The 16,417-nt window shown below is 76.0% G+C and carries 8 protein-coding genes; 2 read left to right on the forward strand and 6 right to left on the reverse strand.

Features of this window, described 5'->3' with window-relative positions; all coding sequences use genetic code 11:
* Positions 1-46: 46 nt before the first annotated feature.
* From AB7J25_RS26000 to AB7J25_RS26015, 4 genes are all read right to left on the reverse strand, one after another.
* Positions 47-880, reverse strand: a complete 834-nt coding sequence (locus AB7J25_RS26000; protein WP_428513136.1) for a GNAT family N-acetyltransferase — start codon at positions 878-880, stop codon at positions 47-49.
* A 21-nt stretch (positions 881-901) separates the two neighbouring features.
* The gene (gene ispG / locus AB7J25_RS26005) at positions 902-2,044 is read right to left on the reverse strand and encodes a flavodoxin-dependent (E)-4-hydroxy-3-methylbut-2-enyl-diphosphate synthase (RefSeq protein ID WP_428513138.1); all 1,143 of its coding nucleotides are present in this window, start codon (positions 2,042-2,044) and stop codon (positions 902-904) included.
* Positions 2,045-2,486: 442 nt separating this feature from the next.
* Positions 2,487-5,582, reverse strand: coding sequence for an ATP-binding protein (locus AB7J25_RS26010; protein WP_428513140.1), 3,096 nt, complete (start codon positions 5,580-5,582; stop codon positions 2,487-2,489).
* Positions 5,583-5,600: 18 nt separating this feature from the next.
* Positions 5,601-6,698, reverse strand: coding sequence for a class I SAM-dependent methyltransferase (locus AB7J25_RS26015; RefSeq protein ID WP_428513142.1), 1,098 nt, complete (start codon positions 6,696-6,698; stop codon positions 5,601-5,603).
* A gap of 104 nt (positions 6,699-6,802) precedes the next feature.
* On the opposite strand from AB7J25_RS26015, the gene AB7J25_RS26020 reads away from it, so the two are divergent.
* Together AB7J25_RS26020 and AB7J25_RS26025 are read left to right on the forward strand one after the other, a co-directional pair.
* Entirely contained in the window at positions 6,803-8,260 is a 1,458-nt protein-coding gene (locus AB7J25_RS26020) for an amidase (RefSeq protein ID WP_428513144.1), read from the forward strand.
* A 48-nt stretch (positions 8,261-8,308) separates the two neighbouring features.
* Positions 8,309-14,005 carry a GAF domain-containing protein gene (locus tag AB7J25_RS26025; protein WP_428513146.1) on the forward strand — a complete coding sequence of 1,899 codons (5,697 nt, stop codon included), beginning with the start codon at positions 8,309-8,311 and terminating at the stop codon, positions 14,003-14,005.
* On the opposite strand, the gene AB7J25_RS26030 is transcribed toward AB7J25_RS26025, so the two are convergent.
* On the reverse strand, positions 13,980-15,179 hold the full coding sequence (locus tag AB7J25_RS26030) for a M50 family metallopeptidase (protein ID WP_428513148.1): 1,200 nt from the start codon (positions 15,177-15,179) through the stop codon (positions 13,980-13,982). The genes AB7J25_RS26025 and AB7J25_RS26030 overlap by 26 nt on opposite strands.
* Entirely contained in the window at positions 15,158-16,384 is a 1,227-nt protein-coding gene (dxr, locus tag AB7J25_RS26035; protein WP_428513150.1) for a 1-deoxy-D-xylulose-5-phosphate reductoisomerase, read from the reverse strand. The genes AB7J25_RS26030 and dxr overlap by 22 nt, the downstream gene beginning before the upstream one ends.
* Between the last annotated feature and the right edge of the window lie 33 nt (positions 16,385-16,417).

A 16,417-nucleotide genomic window follows, 5' to 3' on the forward strand; every position in this document is an offset into this window, starting at 1 on the left:
CGAGGACCGTCGTTCGAAACTGCGGCCGACGGGCCCCCGCGCCGGATCAGAACAGGATGGTCGCGAAGCTCGCGATCTGGGTGAACCCGACCTTCGCATACGCGGCGCGGGCGGGATGGTTGAACGCATTGACGTACAGGCTCGCGATGCGCCCCATCCGGGCGAGCGGCTCCACCAGCGCCGCGGTGCCGATCGTGCCGAGGCCCTCGCCGCGCCGGGCGGGGTGCACCCACACCCCCTGGATCTGGCCGACCTGCGCGGACAGCGCGCCGATCTCGGCCTTGAACACCACCTGGCCGTCCTCGAACCGGGCGAACGCGCGGCCCGCCGCGACCAGCTCGGCGACCCGCGCCCGGTAGCCCGCGCCACCGTCCCCGGCCCGGGGGTCGACCCCGACCTCCTCGGTGAACATCGCGACGGCCGCGGGCAGGTAGCGGTCCAGCTCGTCGATGCGCACCTGGCGCACCCACGGGTCCGGCGCCACCGCGGGCGGGCCGGCGAGCACCATCAGCGGCTGGTCCGCGCGCACCTCGCGGGCGGGGGCCCAGTGCTCGGCGAGCTGCTCCCACATCGGCAGGACCAGCTCGGCGCGGCCGACCACCGAGGAGCAGGTGCGCCCGTGCCGGCGCGCGCGGTCGGCGAAACAGCGCAGGGCGGAGCGCTCACCGCGCAGCGGCACGAGGTTGGCACCGGAGAAGCACAGCCCGTCCAGCCTGGCGCCGACGGCCCACAGCTCCCCGCCCAGCCGCCAGGGATCCAGGCCCGCGACCTCCACCCGCGCGGCGACCATGCAGGCCGCGACGGGGTCGGCCTCCAGGATGGAGCGCACGCCCCGCCGGTCCCGGTCGTCGAGCAACCGGGCGCCACCGACCCTCAGCACCTGACAAAGGTGCCATACGGGTCAGCCGACCGTCACCTCCGGTTCGCCGGAAGCCTCCATCGTCTCGGCGATCTTCATCGCCTCCTCGATGAGCGTCTCGACGATGGCGTGCTCGGGCACGGTCTTGATCACCTCGCCGCGCACGAAGATCTGCCCCTTACCGTTGCCGGACGCCACCCCGAGATCGGCCTCGCGGGCCTCCCCCGGGCCGTTGACGACGCAGCCCATGACGGCGACCCGCAGGGGCACCTCCATGCCCGTGAGGCCCGCGGTGACCTCGTTCGCGAGCCGGTAGACATCGACCTGCGCCCGCCCGCAGGACGGGCAGGAGACGATCTCCAGCTTGCGGGGTCGCAGGTTGAGCGACTGCAGGATCTGGTTGCCGACCTTGACCTCCTCGACCGGCGGCGCGGACAGCGACACCCGGATCGTGTCCCCGATGCCCCTGCTCAGCAGGGCCCCGAACGCGACGGCCGACTTGATCGTCCCCTGGAAGGCGGGACCGGCCTCGGTGACGCCGAGGTGCAGCGGGTAGTCGCAGGACTGCGCGAGCAGCTCGTACGCCCGCACCATGACGACGGGGTCGTGGTGTTTGACCGAGATCTTCACGTCGTGGAAGCCGTGCTCGGCGAACAGGCTCGCCTCCCACAGCGCCGACTCGACCAGCGCCTCCGGGGTGGCCTTGCCGTGCTTGGCGAGCAGCCGCTTGTCCAGCGAGCCCGCGTTCACGCCGATCCGGATCGGGGTCCCCCGGTCCTTGGCCGCGGCCGCGATCTCCTTGACCTGGTCGTCGAACTTGCGGATGTTGCCCGGATTGACCCGGACGGCCGCGCAGCCCGCGTCGATGGCGGCGAAGACGTACTTGGGCTGGAAGTGGATGTCGGCGATCACCGGGATCTGGCTCTTGTGGGCGATCGCGGGCAGCGCGTCGGCGTCGTCCTGGCTCGGGCAGGCGACCCGGACGATGTCGCAACCCGCCGCCGTGAGCTCGGCGATCTGCTGGAGGGTGGCGTTGACGTCGGCGGTGAGCGTCGTCGTCATCGACTGCACGGAGATCGGATGCTCGGAGCCGACCCCGACCGGGCCGACCTGCAGCTGGCGGGTCGGCCGGCGGGCGGCCAGCGTCGGGGCGGGTGGGACGGGCATGCCGAGGGAGACGGTCACGACCTCCAGTATCCCCGCCGATCGGCGCAGCGCACCGCCGCCCGTGGTGCGGAGCACCCGGGTCGGGCCCCGGGACCGTCGCGCAGCAGCCGGACCGGGTTCCGGATCCACCTCGCACACCTCGCGCACGCCCCGCAGACGCCGCAGCCCCTGCGAAGCGCGTCCAGCCCCTGCGAACCGCGGACCCGACCCCCGCGAAGCGCGTCCCGGGCGCCCGCCGGCCCGGGCCCCCACAGGTTCCGGATCCACCTCGCACACCTCGCGCACGCCCCGCAGACGCCGCAGCCCCTGCGAAGCGCGTCCAGCCCCTGCGAACCGCGGACCCGACCCCCGCGAAGCGCGTTCCGGGCGACCGCCGGCCCGGCCCCACAGGAAGCACGTCCAGCCCCTGCGAAGCCGCCCGGCGGCTCGCCGTGCGCAGCCACGCACCCGGCGGCCGCCGTCAGCCGCGCAGCCGCCACCGCACCGGTTCGGCCGGGTCGTACCGGCACGACGTCCCGGTGCGCACGCTCGCCCGCAGGTGCGCGGCGAGCGCGGGGTGCTCGTGCTCGATGCGTCCCAGGGCGTCGCGGATCCGGGCGGTGACGGTCTTGCGGGCGCGCTCGGTCTCGTCGCCGAGGCGGCGGGACCGCCCGCCCAGCCCCGCGGCGGCGCTCAGCTCGCGGACCAGCGCGTCGCGCTCGTCCTCGGCCCGTGCCCGCTCCCCTGCGGACGCGGCCGCCTCGATCGCAGCGTCCAGATCGGCCAGGCGGGCCCGGTAGGCGCGGCGGGCGGCCTCGTCGAGCACCGGGTCGGCGCCGGTGGCCGGGCCCGACCGGCCGAGCAAGGTGAACACGTGCACCTCCCGGCCGGGAACGGCGAGCAGCGCAGCGAGGTCGCGCAGGCCCTTGACGTCGGGCACGTGCGCCCGCACACCCCCGTAGGCGAGGGCCCAGACGGCGCCCTCGGGATGGAACACGTTGCCCTCGGCAGGCCCGGCAGGCCCGGCACCGGTCACGGCCTCCAGCGCGTCCCGGGACAGGGCCGCCCAGGCCGGCGCGCCCAGCCGCTCGTGCATCGCGACGGCCGCCCGCAGGTGGTCCGCGGCCCGTCCGGGGCGGCCCAGTGCAGCAGCCAGCGTGCCGAGATGGTGGTCGACCGCTCCGCTGTACGCCGCGCACCCGCCGACGACGACGTGCGTCCCGGCGTGCGGCGCGAGCCTGCGGTACGCCTCCTCGCGCTGGGTCGGCGACCCGGCGACGGACGCGGTCGCCGCGAAGATCGCGAGCATCTCCAGATCCTGCTTGTCGGGCACCAGATCGGCGGCGAACCCGGCGAAGACGGCGGCGGCCTCCTCGGAGCGGTCGGCGCAGACCAGCCGCCAGGCGCGCAGCATCGGGACCAGCGGCTCCAGCGGGTCCCCGTCGAAGCTGCCCGGATCGAGGCCCTCAAGCGGGCGGCCCAGCAGCCCCAGCGAGGCGCTCAGGGTGCCGCACGCCCCGACCGCGTCGGGCTGGCCGATCGCGAGCCCCAGGTCCAGGCCACGGCGGGCGAGCCCGGCCGCCTCGTCGGCGCGACCGGCGATGAGCGCCAGGGTGGCGCGACGGGTCAGCGCGCACCACCGGCCGCGGGCGTGCCCGAGCTCCCCGGCGTGCACGGCGTACCCGGCGAGCTCCCCCGGCGCTGCTGGATCGCCCAGCTCCAGCAGCGCGGTGGCACGCAGCTGCTCGACCAGCACGACGAGATCACGGTCGCCCGACCGTCGCGCCGCCTCGAGCATCTGCTCGAGGACCGCCAGCCGCTGCCCCGCGCTGCCCGGCCGCCATCGCGCGTCGTGCAGCGCGAGCAGCGCGTCCGCCAGGCCCCGCGGATCGCCGACCTCCCGCGCGAGTGCCACCGCCTCCTCGGCGGCCGCCTGCGCGGGGGCGGCGGGCGGCCCGTACATGCCGTGCCGCAGCGCGCGGGACAACCCCGCCAGCACCCGGGCGCGCAGCGCCGGGTCCGCGTCCGCGGGCAGCGCCGCGGCCGCCTCCCGGAGCAGCTCCACCGCCTCGCTGCGACTGGTCCCGGAGCGGCTGCCGAGCCCGTGCACGGCGATCGCCGCCCCGGCGAGCCCTGCCGGGTCGGCGCCGCGGCGGGCGAGGTCCGCTGCGGCGCGCAACGCCTCCCGGGCACCGCCGTCGTCCCCGCTGCGGTCGCGCGCCGCCCCCAGCTCCAGCAGCAGCGCCGTCCGCCGCCGCGAGCCGGGCTCGTCGAGCAGGTCCAGCGCGTCCAGGGCCCGGGTGAGGTGGCGGCAGGCCTCCTCGTGGCCGAGCCGGGCGGTCGCCTCCCGGGCCGCCTCCACCGCGTACCGCACGGCGGTGTCGGCGGTGTCGGCGCTGCCCGCGGCGAGGAAGTGCGCGGCCAGCTCCGCGGCCCCGACGTCGCCACCCGCGTCGCGCCTGCGCTGCAACGCCCGGCCGAGGACGGCGTGCAGCTCCCGGCGCCGCCCCGCGGGCAGGCCCGCCACCATGACCTCCCGGAACAGGTCGTGCACGAACCGGTGCCTGCCCTCGGCGTCGGCCTGCAGCACCCGGGCCCGCACGGCCTCGTCGAGCATCGCCGCGCAGCCGTCCGGCGGGGCGGCCACCTCGTCGAGGAGCGTGGTGTGCACCACCGGCCCGGCCAGCGCGGCCACCGCGAGCACCGAGGCACACGGCTGCGACAAACGCGCGATCCGGCGCTCCAGGGTGTCCCGGACGGTGTCCGGCACCGGCAGGTGCGCCGCCCCGTCGATGCCGTCCCAGCCACCCTGGGCGAGCAGCAGCCGGGTCAGCTCCCGGACCAGGAACGGGTTGCCCGCCGATCCCCGCCGGACCCGCTCGGCCAGCCGGGGGTCGGGGGGCGCGGCGGCGGGTCCGGCCACGTCGGCCATCAGCGCGGCGACGTCCGTGGCGGCCAGCCCGCCCAACGGCAGCACCTGCCCGACACCCGCCAGCGCCCGCACCGCCGGACCGGCCTCGTCGTCGCGGTAGGCGCCCAGCAGCAGCACCGGGCTGGTGGCCAGCTGGCTGGCCGTGAACTCCAGCAGCCGCAGCGACGGCTCGTCGGCCCACTGCAGGTCGTCGAGGACGACGACCAGCGGCAGCCGCTCGCCGGCCGCCAGGAGCCGCCGGGCCACCGCGTCGAACATCCGAAAGCGCGCGTCGGCGGCCTCGGCACCGCTCCCGGCCGCCGCAGCCCCCGCAGTCGCCACAGGCCCCGCTGTCCCCGCTGGCCCCGCAGGCCCCGAGTCGAGGAGGTGCGCCGCCGTGCCGTCGGGACCGTCGGGACCGCCCGGGTCCCCCAGCCCGCGCAGCACCTGCGTCCAGGGCCAGTAGGCGGGCGCGCCGCCACCCGCCCAGCAGGTGCCCCACAGCACCCGCGCGCCGGGGACGGCCCGGGCGAGCTCGTGCAGCAGGGCCGTCTTGCCGATCCCGGCCTCACCGGCGAGCAGCAGCAGCCGCCCGGACCCGGCCTGCACGGACTCGGCGAGCGGGCGGGCCGCGGCGAGCACCGGCTCGCGCCCGACCAGCGTCATGTCGCCATCCTGGCCAGGTCAGGGACGCAGTTCCAGCACCAGGTTGAACGGCGCCTCGACCGGGACCTCGCGGGCCCGCGACAGGCCCGCCTGCGCCGCCACCCGCGTCAGCGCGGCCGGCCCGGCGAGCGTGCCGAGCGGGTCAGCGCCGCCCTCGGGACCGCCCTGGGCCACCGCGGTCGGCGTGCAGAACATGGTCGACACCGCGTAGAACATCCGGCCGACCGGGTTCAGGTTGTCCACCAGGCGGTCCGCGGCGCGCGGCTCGACCAGCAGCACGGCCCCACCCGGGGCGAGCAGCTCGCGGGAACGGGCCAGGGCACCGGCCGGGTCGCCCAGGTCGTGCAGCGAGTCGACGAACACCACCAGCGCGTACCCGCCGGTGACGGACGGGGCCTGGGTCGCCGTCGCCACCTCGAAGCGCACCCGCTGCGCGAGGCCCGCCTCGGCGGCGGCCTTGCGGGCGGCCACGATCGAGGCGTCGTGGAAGTCGCAGCCGGTCACCGCGGCAGCCGGGAACTCCTCGGCGAGCGTCAGCGTCGGCGCGCCGTACCCGCAGCCGACGTCGAGGAGCGCCCCACCGGCCTCCAGCGCGGCCGCCACGCCCGGCTCGCAGGCCCGCACGGCCGCGGCGAGGAAGCCCGGCGCGAGTGCGGCCCGGGTGAACATGTCCACGCCGTGGGCGTGGCCGTCGGCACGCTCGGCCCAGCCGAACCCGCGTCCGGCGGCGAACGCCGCGGTGAACTCGTCGAACCGCTGCCCGGTCGCGGCCATCATGGTCATCGCGGCGTCCACCAGCCCGCCGATGGGGCCGTGCACGAGCACCGCGGCCACCTCGTCGGGCAGCACGTACCGTTCGCCCTCGTCGGGGTCCCCGGCCAGCTGCAGGTAGCCCCCCGCAACCTGGGTGCGGCACCACTCGCGGGCCAGCACGGGCGCCACGCCGGTGCGTTCCGCCAGCTCGTCGGGACCCAGCGGGCCCGCCCCGGCCAGCGCCGCCCACAGCCCGGAGCGCACGCCCACGGCGATGGTCACCGTCGCGAGCGTCACCCCCAGCTCCTCGACGATGCGGCCCGCGACCGCGTCCGGACTCGTCATGTCGGCCATGTCGGCCATGTCGACCTCCTCGTTCCCGGCTGTCGTCCTGCAGGCGCGAGCCGGCGCCTCGCAGTTCGCGAGCCGGCGCCTCGCGCCTCCCCGATGGACGGAGGGAGACGGCGATGACCGGAGTGGCCGAGCAGGTCGCAGGGCTCGACGCCACCGCGCAGGCCGCGCTCGTGGCGGCGGGCGAGGTGTCGGCGGTGGAGCTGACCGAGGGGGCGATCGAGCGGATCGAGCGGCTGAACCCGCTGCTCGGTGCCGTCGTCACGCCGCTGTACGACCGGGCGCTGGCGGCGGCCGCCCGCGCCGACGGGCCGTTCGCGGGCGTGCCGTTCCTGCTCAAGGACCTGGTCGCCGAGATCGAGGGGACGCCGTTCGCCGAGGGCTCCGCCTACGTCCACGGCACGGTCTCGACGTTCACGAGCGAGCTGGTGCACCGACTGGAGCGGGCCGGGCTCGTGATCCTCGGCCGGACGGCGGCGCCGGAGTTCGGGATGGTCCCCGCCTGCGAGCCGGTGCTGCACGGCCCGACCCGCAACCCGTGGGACCCGCAGCGCTCGACCAGCGGGTCCAGCGGCGGGTCCGCCGCCGCGGTGGCCTCCGGGATGGTGCCCATGGCGCACGGCAACGACCTCGGCGGCTCGCTGCGCTTCCCGGCGTCGGCCTGCGGGCTGTTCGGCCTCAAGCCGACGCGGGCCCGGATCCCCCTCGGGCCCGAGTACGGCGACGCCGTCGGCGGCTGGGCCGTGGAGCACGCGCTGACCGTCTCGGTCCGCGACAGCGCCGCCCTGCTGGACGCGACGTCCGGCGCCATGCCCGGCGACCCCTATCCCGCACCGCCGCAGCCGCGCCCGTTCGCCGCCGAGGTCGGCGCCGATCCCGGCCGGCTGCGGATCGCCTGGACCGCGCGGACCCCGGGCGGAGGGACCGGCCACCCGGACTGCGTCGCCGCGCTGACCGACGCGGTCGCGCTGCTGACCGGACTCGGCCACGAGCTCGTCGAGGCCGATCTCCCGGGCATCGACGGGATCGGCCGCGCCATCGGGACGGTGTTCGACGCCGCGACCGCCTGGATCATCGGCTACTGGACGCGGCGGCTCGGACGCCCGCCCGGCCCCGGTGAGCTGGAGCCGGTCACCCGCGCCTACCTGGAGTCCGGACGGCGGGTCGGCGCCGCGGACTACCTCCTTGCCATCGAGGAGCTGCAGCGCTTCGCCCGCGGCGTCGCCGGGTTCCTGTCCCCCTCCGGTTTCGACGCCTGGCTCACCCCGACGATGTCCGAGCCGCCGCCGAGGATCGGGGAGATGACGTCCACCCCGGACGACCCGCTGCGCCCGGTCCGCCGCGGCGGGCGGACCGTCGCCTACCCGGCGGTGGTCGCGAACATCACCGGCAACCCCGCGATGTCGGTGCCCCTGTGGTGGAACGGCGACGGCCTCCCGGTCGGCGTGCACGTGCTGGGGCGCCACGGCGACGAGGCGGCACTGCTGCGCCTGGCGGCACAGCTGGAGTCCGCCCGGCCGTGGGCCTGGCGGCTTCCGGCGGTCTCGGGTTGCGGTGCGCCCGCGCCGCGGTGAGGATCCGTTCCGTCGGACGACACGGACGTCACAGCGTGCGGAGGGGCCGTGGGTCGGAGCGGCGCCGCCGAGCCGGACCCGCTCTTCGCGGGTGGCGGAGAGACCGGCCAGGTGATGGCCGGGCTGGACTGGGCGGCGAACCCGCTCGGGCCTCCCGCGACGTGGCCGTCTGCCCTGCGAAGCGCGGTCCGCATCCTGCTCACGTCGCGGTTCGCGATGTGGATGGCGTGGGGCCCCGAGCTCACGATGCTCTACAACGACGCCTACTGGCGCGACACGCTGCGCAGCAAGCATCCGTGGGCCCTGGGCAGGCCCGCGAGCCAGGTGTGGTCGGAGGTGTGGGACGAGGCCGGGCCGCGCATCGCGTCGGTGCTGGAGACCGGCGTCGCCACCTGGGACGAGGACCTGCTGCTGTTCCTGGAGCGCAGCGGCTACCCCGAGGAGACCTACCACACGTTCTCCTACAGCCCGCTCTCCGACGACGCGGGCGTGCCGGCGGGCATGCTCTGCGTGGTCACCGAGGTGACCGACCGCGTCCTGTCGGAGCGGCGGATGGCCACCCTGCGCGTGCTCGCGACGGAGGTCGGCGGCAGCCGCACCGCGCGCGAGGTGCTGGCCGCCACCGCGCAACGGCTGGCGGACAACCCGCGGGACCTGCCGTTCACGCTCGTCTACCTGTTCGACGAGACCGGGGACGGCCAGGAGCCGCGCACCGCGCGGCTGGCCGCCGTGACCGGTGCCCGACCCGGCGACCCCGTCGCTCCCGACGTGCTGAGCGCCGGGCCGGACGAGGACGCCGCGTGGCCGGTCGAGGCGCTCCGCTCCGGGCAGACGGTGCTCGTCGAGGACCTGGCGGAGCGCTTCGCGACGATCCCCGCCGGGGCGTGGGCCGATCCGCCCCGGGCGGCGGTCGTGGTGCCGCTGAGCGGCGCAGGCGACGGACCGTCGGGCTTCGTGATCGCCGGGCTCAACCCGTTCCGGGACTTCGACGCGCGCTACCGGGGATTCGTCGAGCTGCTCGCCCACCAGATCGAGGGGGGCCTGACCGCCGCGGGCGCGTACGAGGCCGAGCGGCGCCGCGCCGAGTCCCTCGCGGAGCTCGACCGCGCCAAGACCGAGTTCTTCACCGGGATCAGCCACGAGTTCCGCACCCCCCTGACGTTGATCATGGGCCCGCTCGGGGAGCTGCGGACCGCGCCCGCCGTGGCCGCGGACGAACAGATCCGTACCGAGGTCGACGCCGCGTACCGCAACGCGCACCGGCTGGCGAAGCTCGTCAACACCCTGCTGGACTTCTCGCGCCTGCAGGCCGGCCGGATGCACGCCCGCTTCGAGCCCGTGGACCTCCCGGCGCTCACCGCGGAGCTGGCCAGCGTGTTCCGCTCGGCGATCGAGCGCGCCGGACTCACCTTCACCGTGGACGCCACCGCGCCCACAGAACCGGTCCACGTCGACCGGGACATGTGGGAGAAGGTCGTGCTCAACCTGCTGTCCAACGCCCTGAAGTTCACCTTCGAGGGCGGCATCGCCGTCACCATGCGGGAGGAGGGACGGGCCGCGGTCCTCACCGTCACCGACACCGGGACCGGCATCCCCACCGACGAGCTGCCGCACCTGTTCGAGCGGTTCCACCGGATCCCGCGGGTGCGCAGCCGCTCCGGGGAGGGCAGCGGGATCGGGCTCGCGATGGTGCGCGAGCTGGTCGGCCTGCACGGCGGCAGCGTCTCGGTCACGAGCACCGAGGGGGCGGGAACGACGTTCACCGTGACGGTGCCGATGGGCACCGACCACCTGCCCGCCGACCAGATCAGCGGCACCGAGGCGAGACCGGACATGTCGGGTGTGCCCGGGGCGTCCGGGGTGTCCAGTGTGTCCGGGGTCTCAGCAGCCGCGCAGCCGTTCGTCGCCGAGGCGCTGCGGTGGCTGCCGCCCGAGAGCCCGCCGGAGGCCGCGGCGACGGGACCCCAGGCGGCGGGCGGACCGGGCGGGCCGTCCCCGGCCCGCGTGCTCGTCGCCGACGACAACGCGGACATGCGCGACTACCTGCGACGCCTGCTCGCCACCCGCCACCAGGTCCGGCTCGCGGCAGACGGCACGGCCGCCTTCGCCGCCGCCCTCGACGACCCGCCGGACCTCGTGATCTCGGACGTGATGATGCCCGGGCTGGACGGGACGCAGCTGGTCGCCGCCCTGCGCACCGACCCCCGTACCGCCCGCGTGCCCGTTCTGCTGTTGTCGGCGCGCGCCGGGCAGGAGGCGGCCGTCGAGGGTCTCGCCGCCGGCGCGGACGACTACCTCGTGAAGCCCTTCGCCGCCGCCGAGCTGCTCGCCCGCGTGGACGGGCACGTCCGGCTCGGCCGGGCCCGCAACGACGCGGAACGCGAGTTCCGCACGCTCGCCGACGCCACCCCGGCCCTCGTGTGGGCGGAGGGGCCCGGCCAGAACCGGATCTTCGTCAACCGGGCGTGGAGTCAGTTCGTCGGTGCGACGGAGACCGACACCGACCTCGGGCAGGGCTGGCGCGACCGTATCCATCCCGACGACCGGGCCCGCTACGAGCAGGTCCGCGCAGAGCGGGTGGGGCGCGGGTTCGAGGTCGAGTACCGGCTGCGCGCGGCGGACGGGCGCTACCGGTGGGTGCTGGACCGCGGCGCCCCCGTGGCGCCGTCGGGCTATGTCGGCGGCTGCCTGGACATCGACACCCGGTACCGGGAACGCGAACGGGAACGGGTCCTCGCTGCCGTGGGCGCGGCGCTGGATCGCGAGACGCGGCTCACGGGCCGCCGCGACGCGCTCGTCCGCACGCTCGTCGCCGAACGGATCGCCAACGTCGCCCGGCTGCTCGTCGTCGACCCGCAACCGAGGGTGGTCGCCGCGGCCACCCCCGACGTCGCCACGGACCGGCTGGTCGCGCGGATCGAGCCGGACTGGGAGACCGTGCGGACGGTCCTGGAGACCGGCGAGGCCGTGCATATCACCGTCGACGAGGACTACCTGGCCGCCTGGATCCCGGACGCGACCCAGCGGGAGCTGCGCCGCCGCCTCGCCTTGGACGACATGGCGTTCGTGCCGCTCACCACCCGCGGCCGCACCGTCGGGGTGCTCGCGGTCTTCCGCGAGCGTCCCGCTCCCGAGCCCGACTCCGGGGACCTCGCGTTGCTCGTGGAGATCGGCCGCCGGGCCGCGACCGCCCTGGACAACGCGCAGCTCTACGAGCGCGAGCAGGAGACCAACCGGCGCATGACGCTGCTGCAGCGGGCCACGGCGGCGCTGTCCGCGGCGGCCACGCGGCAGCAGGTCGCCGAGGTCGCCGTCGCGCAGTTCCGGGCGCTGCTCGGCGCGCCCGCGGTCGGGTTGTGGGAGCTGCAGCCGGACTCCCTGGAGGCGGTGACGATGCGGGGCTGGTCCGCCGCGGTCGACGGGGACTGGCGGTCGCTTCCGCTGACGGCGGGTCTCATCACCACCGAGGCGATCCTGCGCGGTTCGGCCGTCTGGGTGCCCGACACGTCGTCGTGGCCGGGTCGCGCTCCGGGCCGCGCAGCCGCCGCCGAGTACGGCTACCGCAGCCTGGCCGCGCTGCCGCTGGTCGCGGGCGGCCGCAGCGTCGGGGTGGTGTGCGTCGGGTTCCCCCGCGCACAAAAGCCGGACCGCAGCACCCGGATCTCCGCGGTCGCGCTGGCCCATCAGTGCGCGCAGGCCTACCAGCGGGCCTCGCTGCTGGCCGTGGAGAGCGCGGCGCGGCGGACGGCCGAGGAGTTCGCCGCGGCCGTGAGCGCCCTGTCGGGCGCGACGACCCCTGCCGAGGTCATCGAGGTGATCCTCGACCGTGCCGCCGGGCTCGGCGCGGTCGACGCGGTCGTCGTGCTCCGCACCGGGGACCAGCTCGAGCTGCTGGCCCGGCGCGGCGGCCCCACCCACCCCGACAACCGGCTCGACCTGCTCGCGGCGCACCCGATCGCCCACTCCGTCCGCTCGGGCGAGGCCGTCTGGCCCGACACCGGCTCCGGGCTGCCCGGGTGGCCGCCGGGCAGGCTCAGCACCGTGGGCGCGGACCTGCCCGTGCAGGTGGTCCTGCCGCTGCGGCTGGGGGGCAGCACGATCGGCGCGCTCGGGATGGCGTTCGCCGATCCCCCCGCGTTCGGCGCCGACGAACGCGCCACCCTCCTCACGATCCTCGCCCAGTGCGCCCAGGCCCTGGACCGGGCGCGCCTGCACCAGGCCGAGCACGAGGTCGCCGACGTGCTGCAGCGCAGCCTGCTCCCCCCGGAGCTGCCGGAGCTGGACCGGCTCGGCAGCGCCGCGCGTTACCTTCCGGGCGCGGCCGGCTCGCAGACCGGCGGCGACTGGTACGACCTGCTGCCGCTCGCCGACGAGTGTGCGGCCCTGGTGGTCGGCGACGTCGTCGGGCAGGGCCCCGGCGCCGCCGCCGTCATGGGGCAGCTGCGCAGTGCGCTGGCCGCCTACCTGCTGGAAGGCCACGCGCCCGCCGAGGCGCTGGAGCTGCTCGACGCGTTCGCGCGCCGCGTTCCGGGGGCCCGCGGCAGCACCTGCGCCTGCCTCATCCTGGACTGGGGAAACGGTGAGCTGCGGTGGGCCCGCGCCGGACACCTGCCCGTGCTGCTCGTCGACACCGCCGGGGCCCGGCTGCTCGACGACGGTGGCGGCACCGTGCTCGGCGTGTCCGGTCGGCCCCCGTACGCGGAGGCCAGGGCTCCGGTGACGCCCGGGGCGTCGGTCGTGCTCTACACCGACGGGCTCGTCGAACGCCGCGGCGAGATCCTCGACGAGGGGTTGCGCAGGTTGGTCGACGCCGCCGCGCAGGCGCACGGCATCGGCGTGTCCGCGCTGGTGGACCGCCTGCTCGCCGCGTCCGGCCAGGATCGGCACACCAGCGACGACGTCGCCGTGGTCGCCGCCCGGCTCCTGCCCGCGCCGCTGCGGGAGCGGCATCCCGCGTGGCCCGCGAGCCTCGGCGTGATCCGCCGGTCGGTCGCCGCGTGGGCCCACGCGGCGGCGCTCGACGCGAACACCCTGGACGACCTGCAGCTCGCCCTCGGCGAGGCCAGCGCGAACGCCGTCGAGCACGCCTATCCCGGCGGCGGCGCCGGCGGTGCGGCACCGGAGTTCGAGTACGAGCTGCGGCTGCGGCCCGACGGCGGCGTGGACGCGCAGGTGCGCGACTTCGGCACCTGGCGTCCGCCACCCGCGGACCGGGGCTTCCGCGGGCGCGGCGTGACGATCCTGCACCAGCTCGCCACCACGGTCGAGATCTCCCCCGGCCCGGACGGCACCACCGTCCGGTTCACGATCAGCGTGAAGGGGTCCGGGGACGCACCACCCCTGCCGGTGGCCGCCGAGCCGGCCGGGCGATCGGCCGGGGCGCGGCTGTGGGACCGGGGCACCGGCGGTGACGGCGGGCCGTTGCTGGTCGAGATCACCGGCGAGGTGGATCTGCCCGCCGCCGACACCCTGCGCGCCCGCCTGCTCGCCCGCCTCGAGGCCGCGGCCGAGCGTTCGGAGCCCACAGCCCGCGGGCTGGTGCTCGACCTGGACGGGATCACCTATCTCGCGAGCGCGGGCCTCGGCGTGCTGCTCGAGGTCGTGACGCAGGCGCGCGACCGCGGCGTGCAGCTCGAGCTGCGCGCCCGGCCCGGTGGGATCGCCGCCCGCGTCCTGGAGCTCGCGGGCGTCGCGGCCGCCGTCGAGGTGGCCGGCTCCGCTACTCGAACGGCCGGATCGGGTTGACGATGTCCGCGGTGAGGGTCAGCAGGCTCACGGCACCACCGACCATGATGAGCGCGAACGTGATCGGTAGCAGTCGCGTGTAGTCCACCGGCGGCATCGGCACCTTCCCGAGCCGCGCGCGCGTCCAGTCGCGGGCCCGCTCGTAGAGGTTGACCATGATGTGGCCGCCGTCCAGCGGCAGCAGCGGGAGCAGGTTGAACACGCCGACGAAGAAGTTCAGCGCCGCCAGCAGGAAGATGAAGAACTCCCAGAGCCCGCGCTCGGCCGCGTCCCCACCGATGATCGACGCACCGACGACGCTGATCGGGGTGTTCTCGTCACGCGGCTGGCCCGCGATGGCGTCGACCAGGGCCGGGATCTTCTGCGGGAACGCGAGGATGCCCTCCCAGACCCGGCCGAACATCTCGCCGGTGAGCTCGAACGTCGCCGGGATCGCGGTGAGCGGGCCGTAGTGCACCACCTGCGGCGGCTGTTGCGACACCCCGATCGCGCCGACCTCGATCGTCTCGCCGGTGGTGGTGAGCCGCTTGGCAGCGACGACGTCGACCGTGACCGGGACATCCACCCCGTCCCGCTCGACGACGATCGGGGTGGGGCCGCGGGCGTCACGGATCGCCGTGACGACGTCCGCCCACGCGGGCGTGGGCGTGCCCGCGACCGCGACGATCTCGTCCCCGGGGCGCAGCCCGGCGGCCTGCGCGGGCGAGGCGACGTCCGGTCCGCACGGCGCGTACTCCGTGGGCGAGACCTGGTCGGCCGCGCAGCTGACCGCGGCGATCGCGGTGGGGCGGGAGTTGTCGACCAGGCCCCAACCCACGGCGAGGACGTAGAGCAGCAGGATGCCGACCATGAAGTGGGTGGCCGAACCGGCAGAGAGCACGACGACGCGCTGCCACGTCGGCTTGCGGAAGAACGCGCGGGGGGCCTCCTCGGCGGTGATGGGATCGAGCGCCGTCATCCCCGCGATGTCGCAGAACCCGCCCGCCGGGATGGCCTTCAGCCCATACTCGGTGTCGCCGCGGCGGAACGAGAAGATCCTCGGCCCGAACCCGATGAAGTAGCGGCGTACCCGCATCCCGAACCACTTCGCGGTGAGCAGGTGACCGGCCTCGTGCAACGCGATCGAGATCGCGATGCCCAGCGCGAAGAGGATCACTCCCAGCCAGAACGCCATGCGACTCCGTCCTCGGTCTCCACCGGCCCGTCGCCGCGGGGGGAGCCGGTGAGGGCGCGGGCGTGGGCCCTCGCCCACTCCTCGGCGGCGAGCACGTCCGCCACGGTAGCGGGGTCCGCGGTCCAGCCGTGTGAAGCGTCCAGCGTGCGGTCGACGACGTCCGTGATCCCGGTATAGGGCAGCGCCCCCGCCACGAAGGCGGCCACCGCCTCCTCGTTCGCGGCGTTGAACACCGCGGGCAGGCACCCGCCCACCTCGCCCGCGCGGCGGGCCAGCCGGACCCCCGGGAACGCGTCGTCGTCCAGCGGCTCGAACGTCCAGGCGGTGGGCACCTCCCACGTGCACGAGGGCGCGACCGCCGCCAGCCGGTCCGGCCAGGCCAGGGCCAGCGCGATCGGCAGCCGCATGTCCGGGGGGCTCGCCTGGGCGAGCGTGGAACCGTCCACGAAGGTGACCATCGAGTGCACGATCGACTGCGGGTGCACCACCACGTCGATGCGGTCGTACGGCACGCCGAAGAGCAGGTGCGCCTCGATCAGCTCCAGCCCCTTGTTCACCAGCGTCGCCGAGTTGATCGTCACCACCGGGCCCATGTCCCAGGTCGGGTGCGCGAGCGCCGCGGCCACCGACACCGCGCCCAGGTCGGCCCGGGTGCGGCCGCGGAACGGCCCGCCGGAGGCGGTGAGCACCAGGCGGGCGACCTCGTCCGCACGCCCGCCGCGCAGGCACTGCGCGAGCGCGGAGTGCTCGGAGTCGACCGGCACGATCTGCCCCGGCGCCGCGGCCGCCGTCACCAGCGGGCCGCCCGCGACCAGCGACTCCTTGTTCGCCAGGGCCAGCACCGAACCCGCTTCCAGGGCCGCGAGCGTGGGCCGAAGGCCCCGGGAGCCGGTGATCCCGTTGAGCACGGTGTGCGCGCCCGCCGCCGCCGTCAGCTCCGTGGCGGCGTGCGGACCGTCGCGCACCTCGACGCCCGGGACCAGCTCCCGCAGCCGCGCCGCAGCTGCCCGGTCGGCCACCGCGACCGCCGGCACGCCGTGGCGGCGGACCTGGCGCGCCAGCAGCTCGACGTCCCCGCCCCCCGCGGCCAGCCCCGCGACCGTGAACCGCCCCGGGTGGGCGGCGAGCACGTCGAGGGCCTGGGTGCCGACCGACCCGGTGGAACCCAGCACGACCACCGACCGGGGCCCCGTGTGTTCGTCCATCGGTCGCTATCATCCCCGCTGACGTCGAGTGAT

Source organism: Pseudonocardia sp., from assembly GCF_050246655.1.
GTDB lineage: Bacteria > Actinomycetota > Actinomycetes > Mycobacteriales > Pseudonocardiaceae > Pseudonocardia.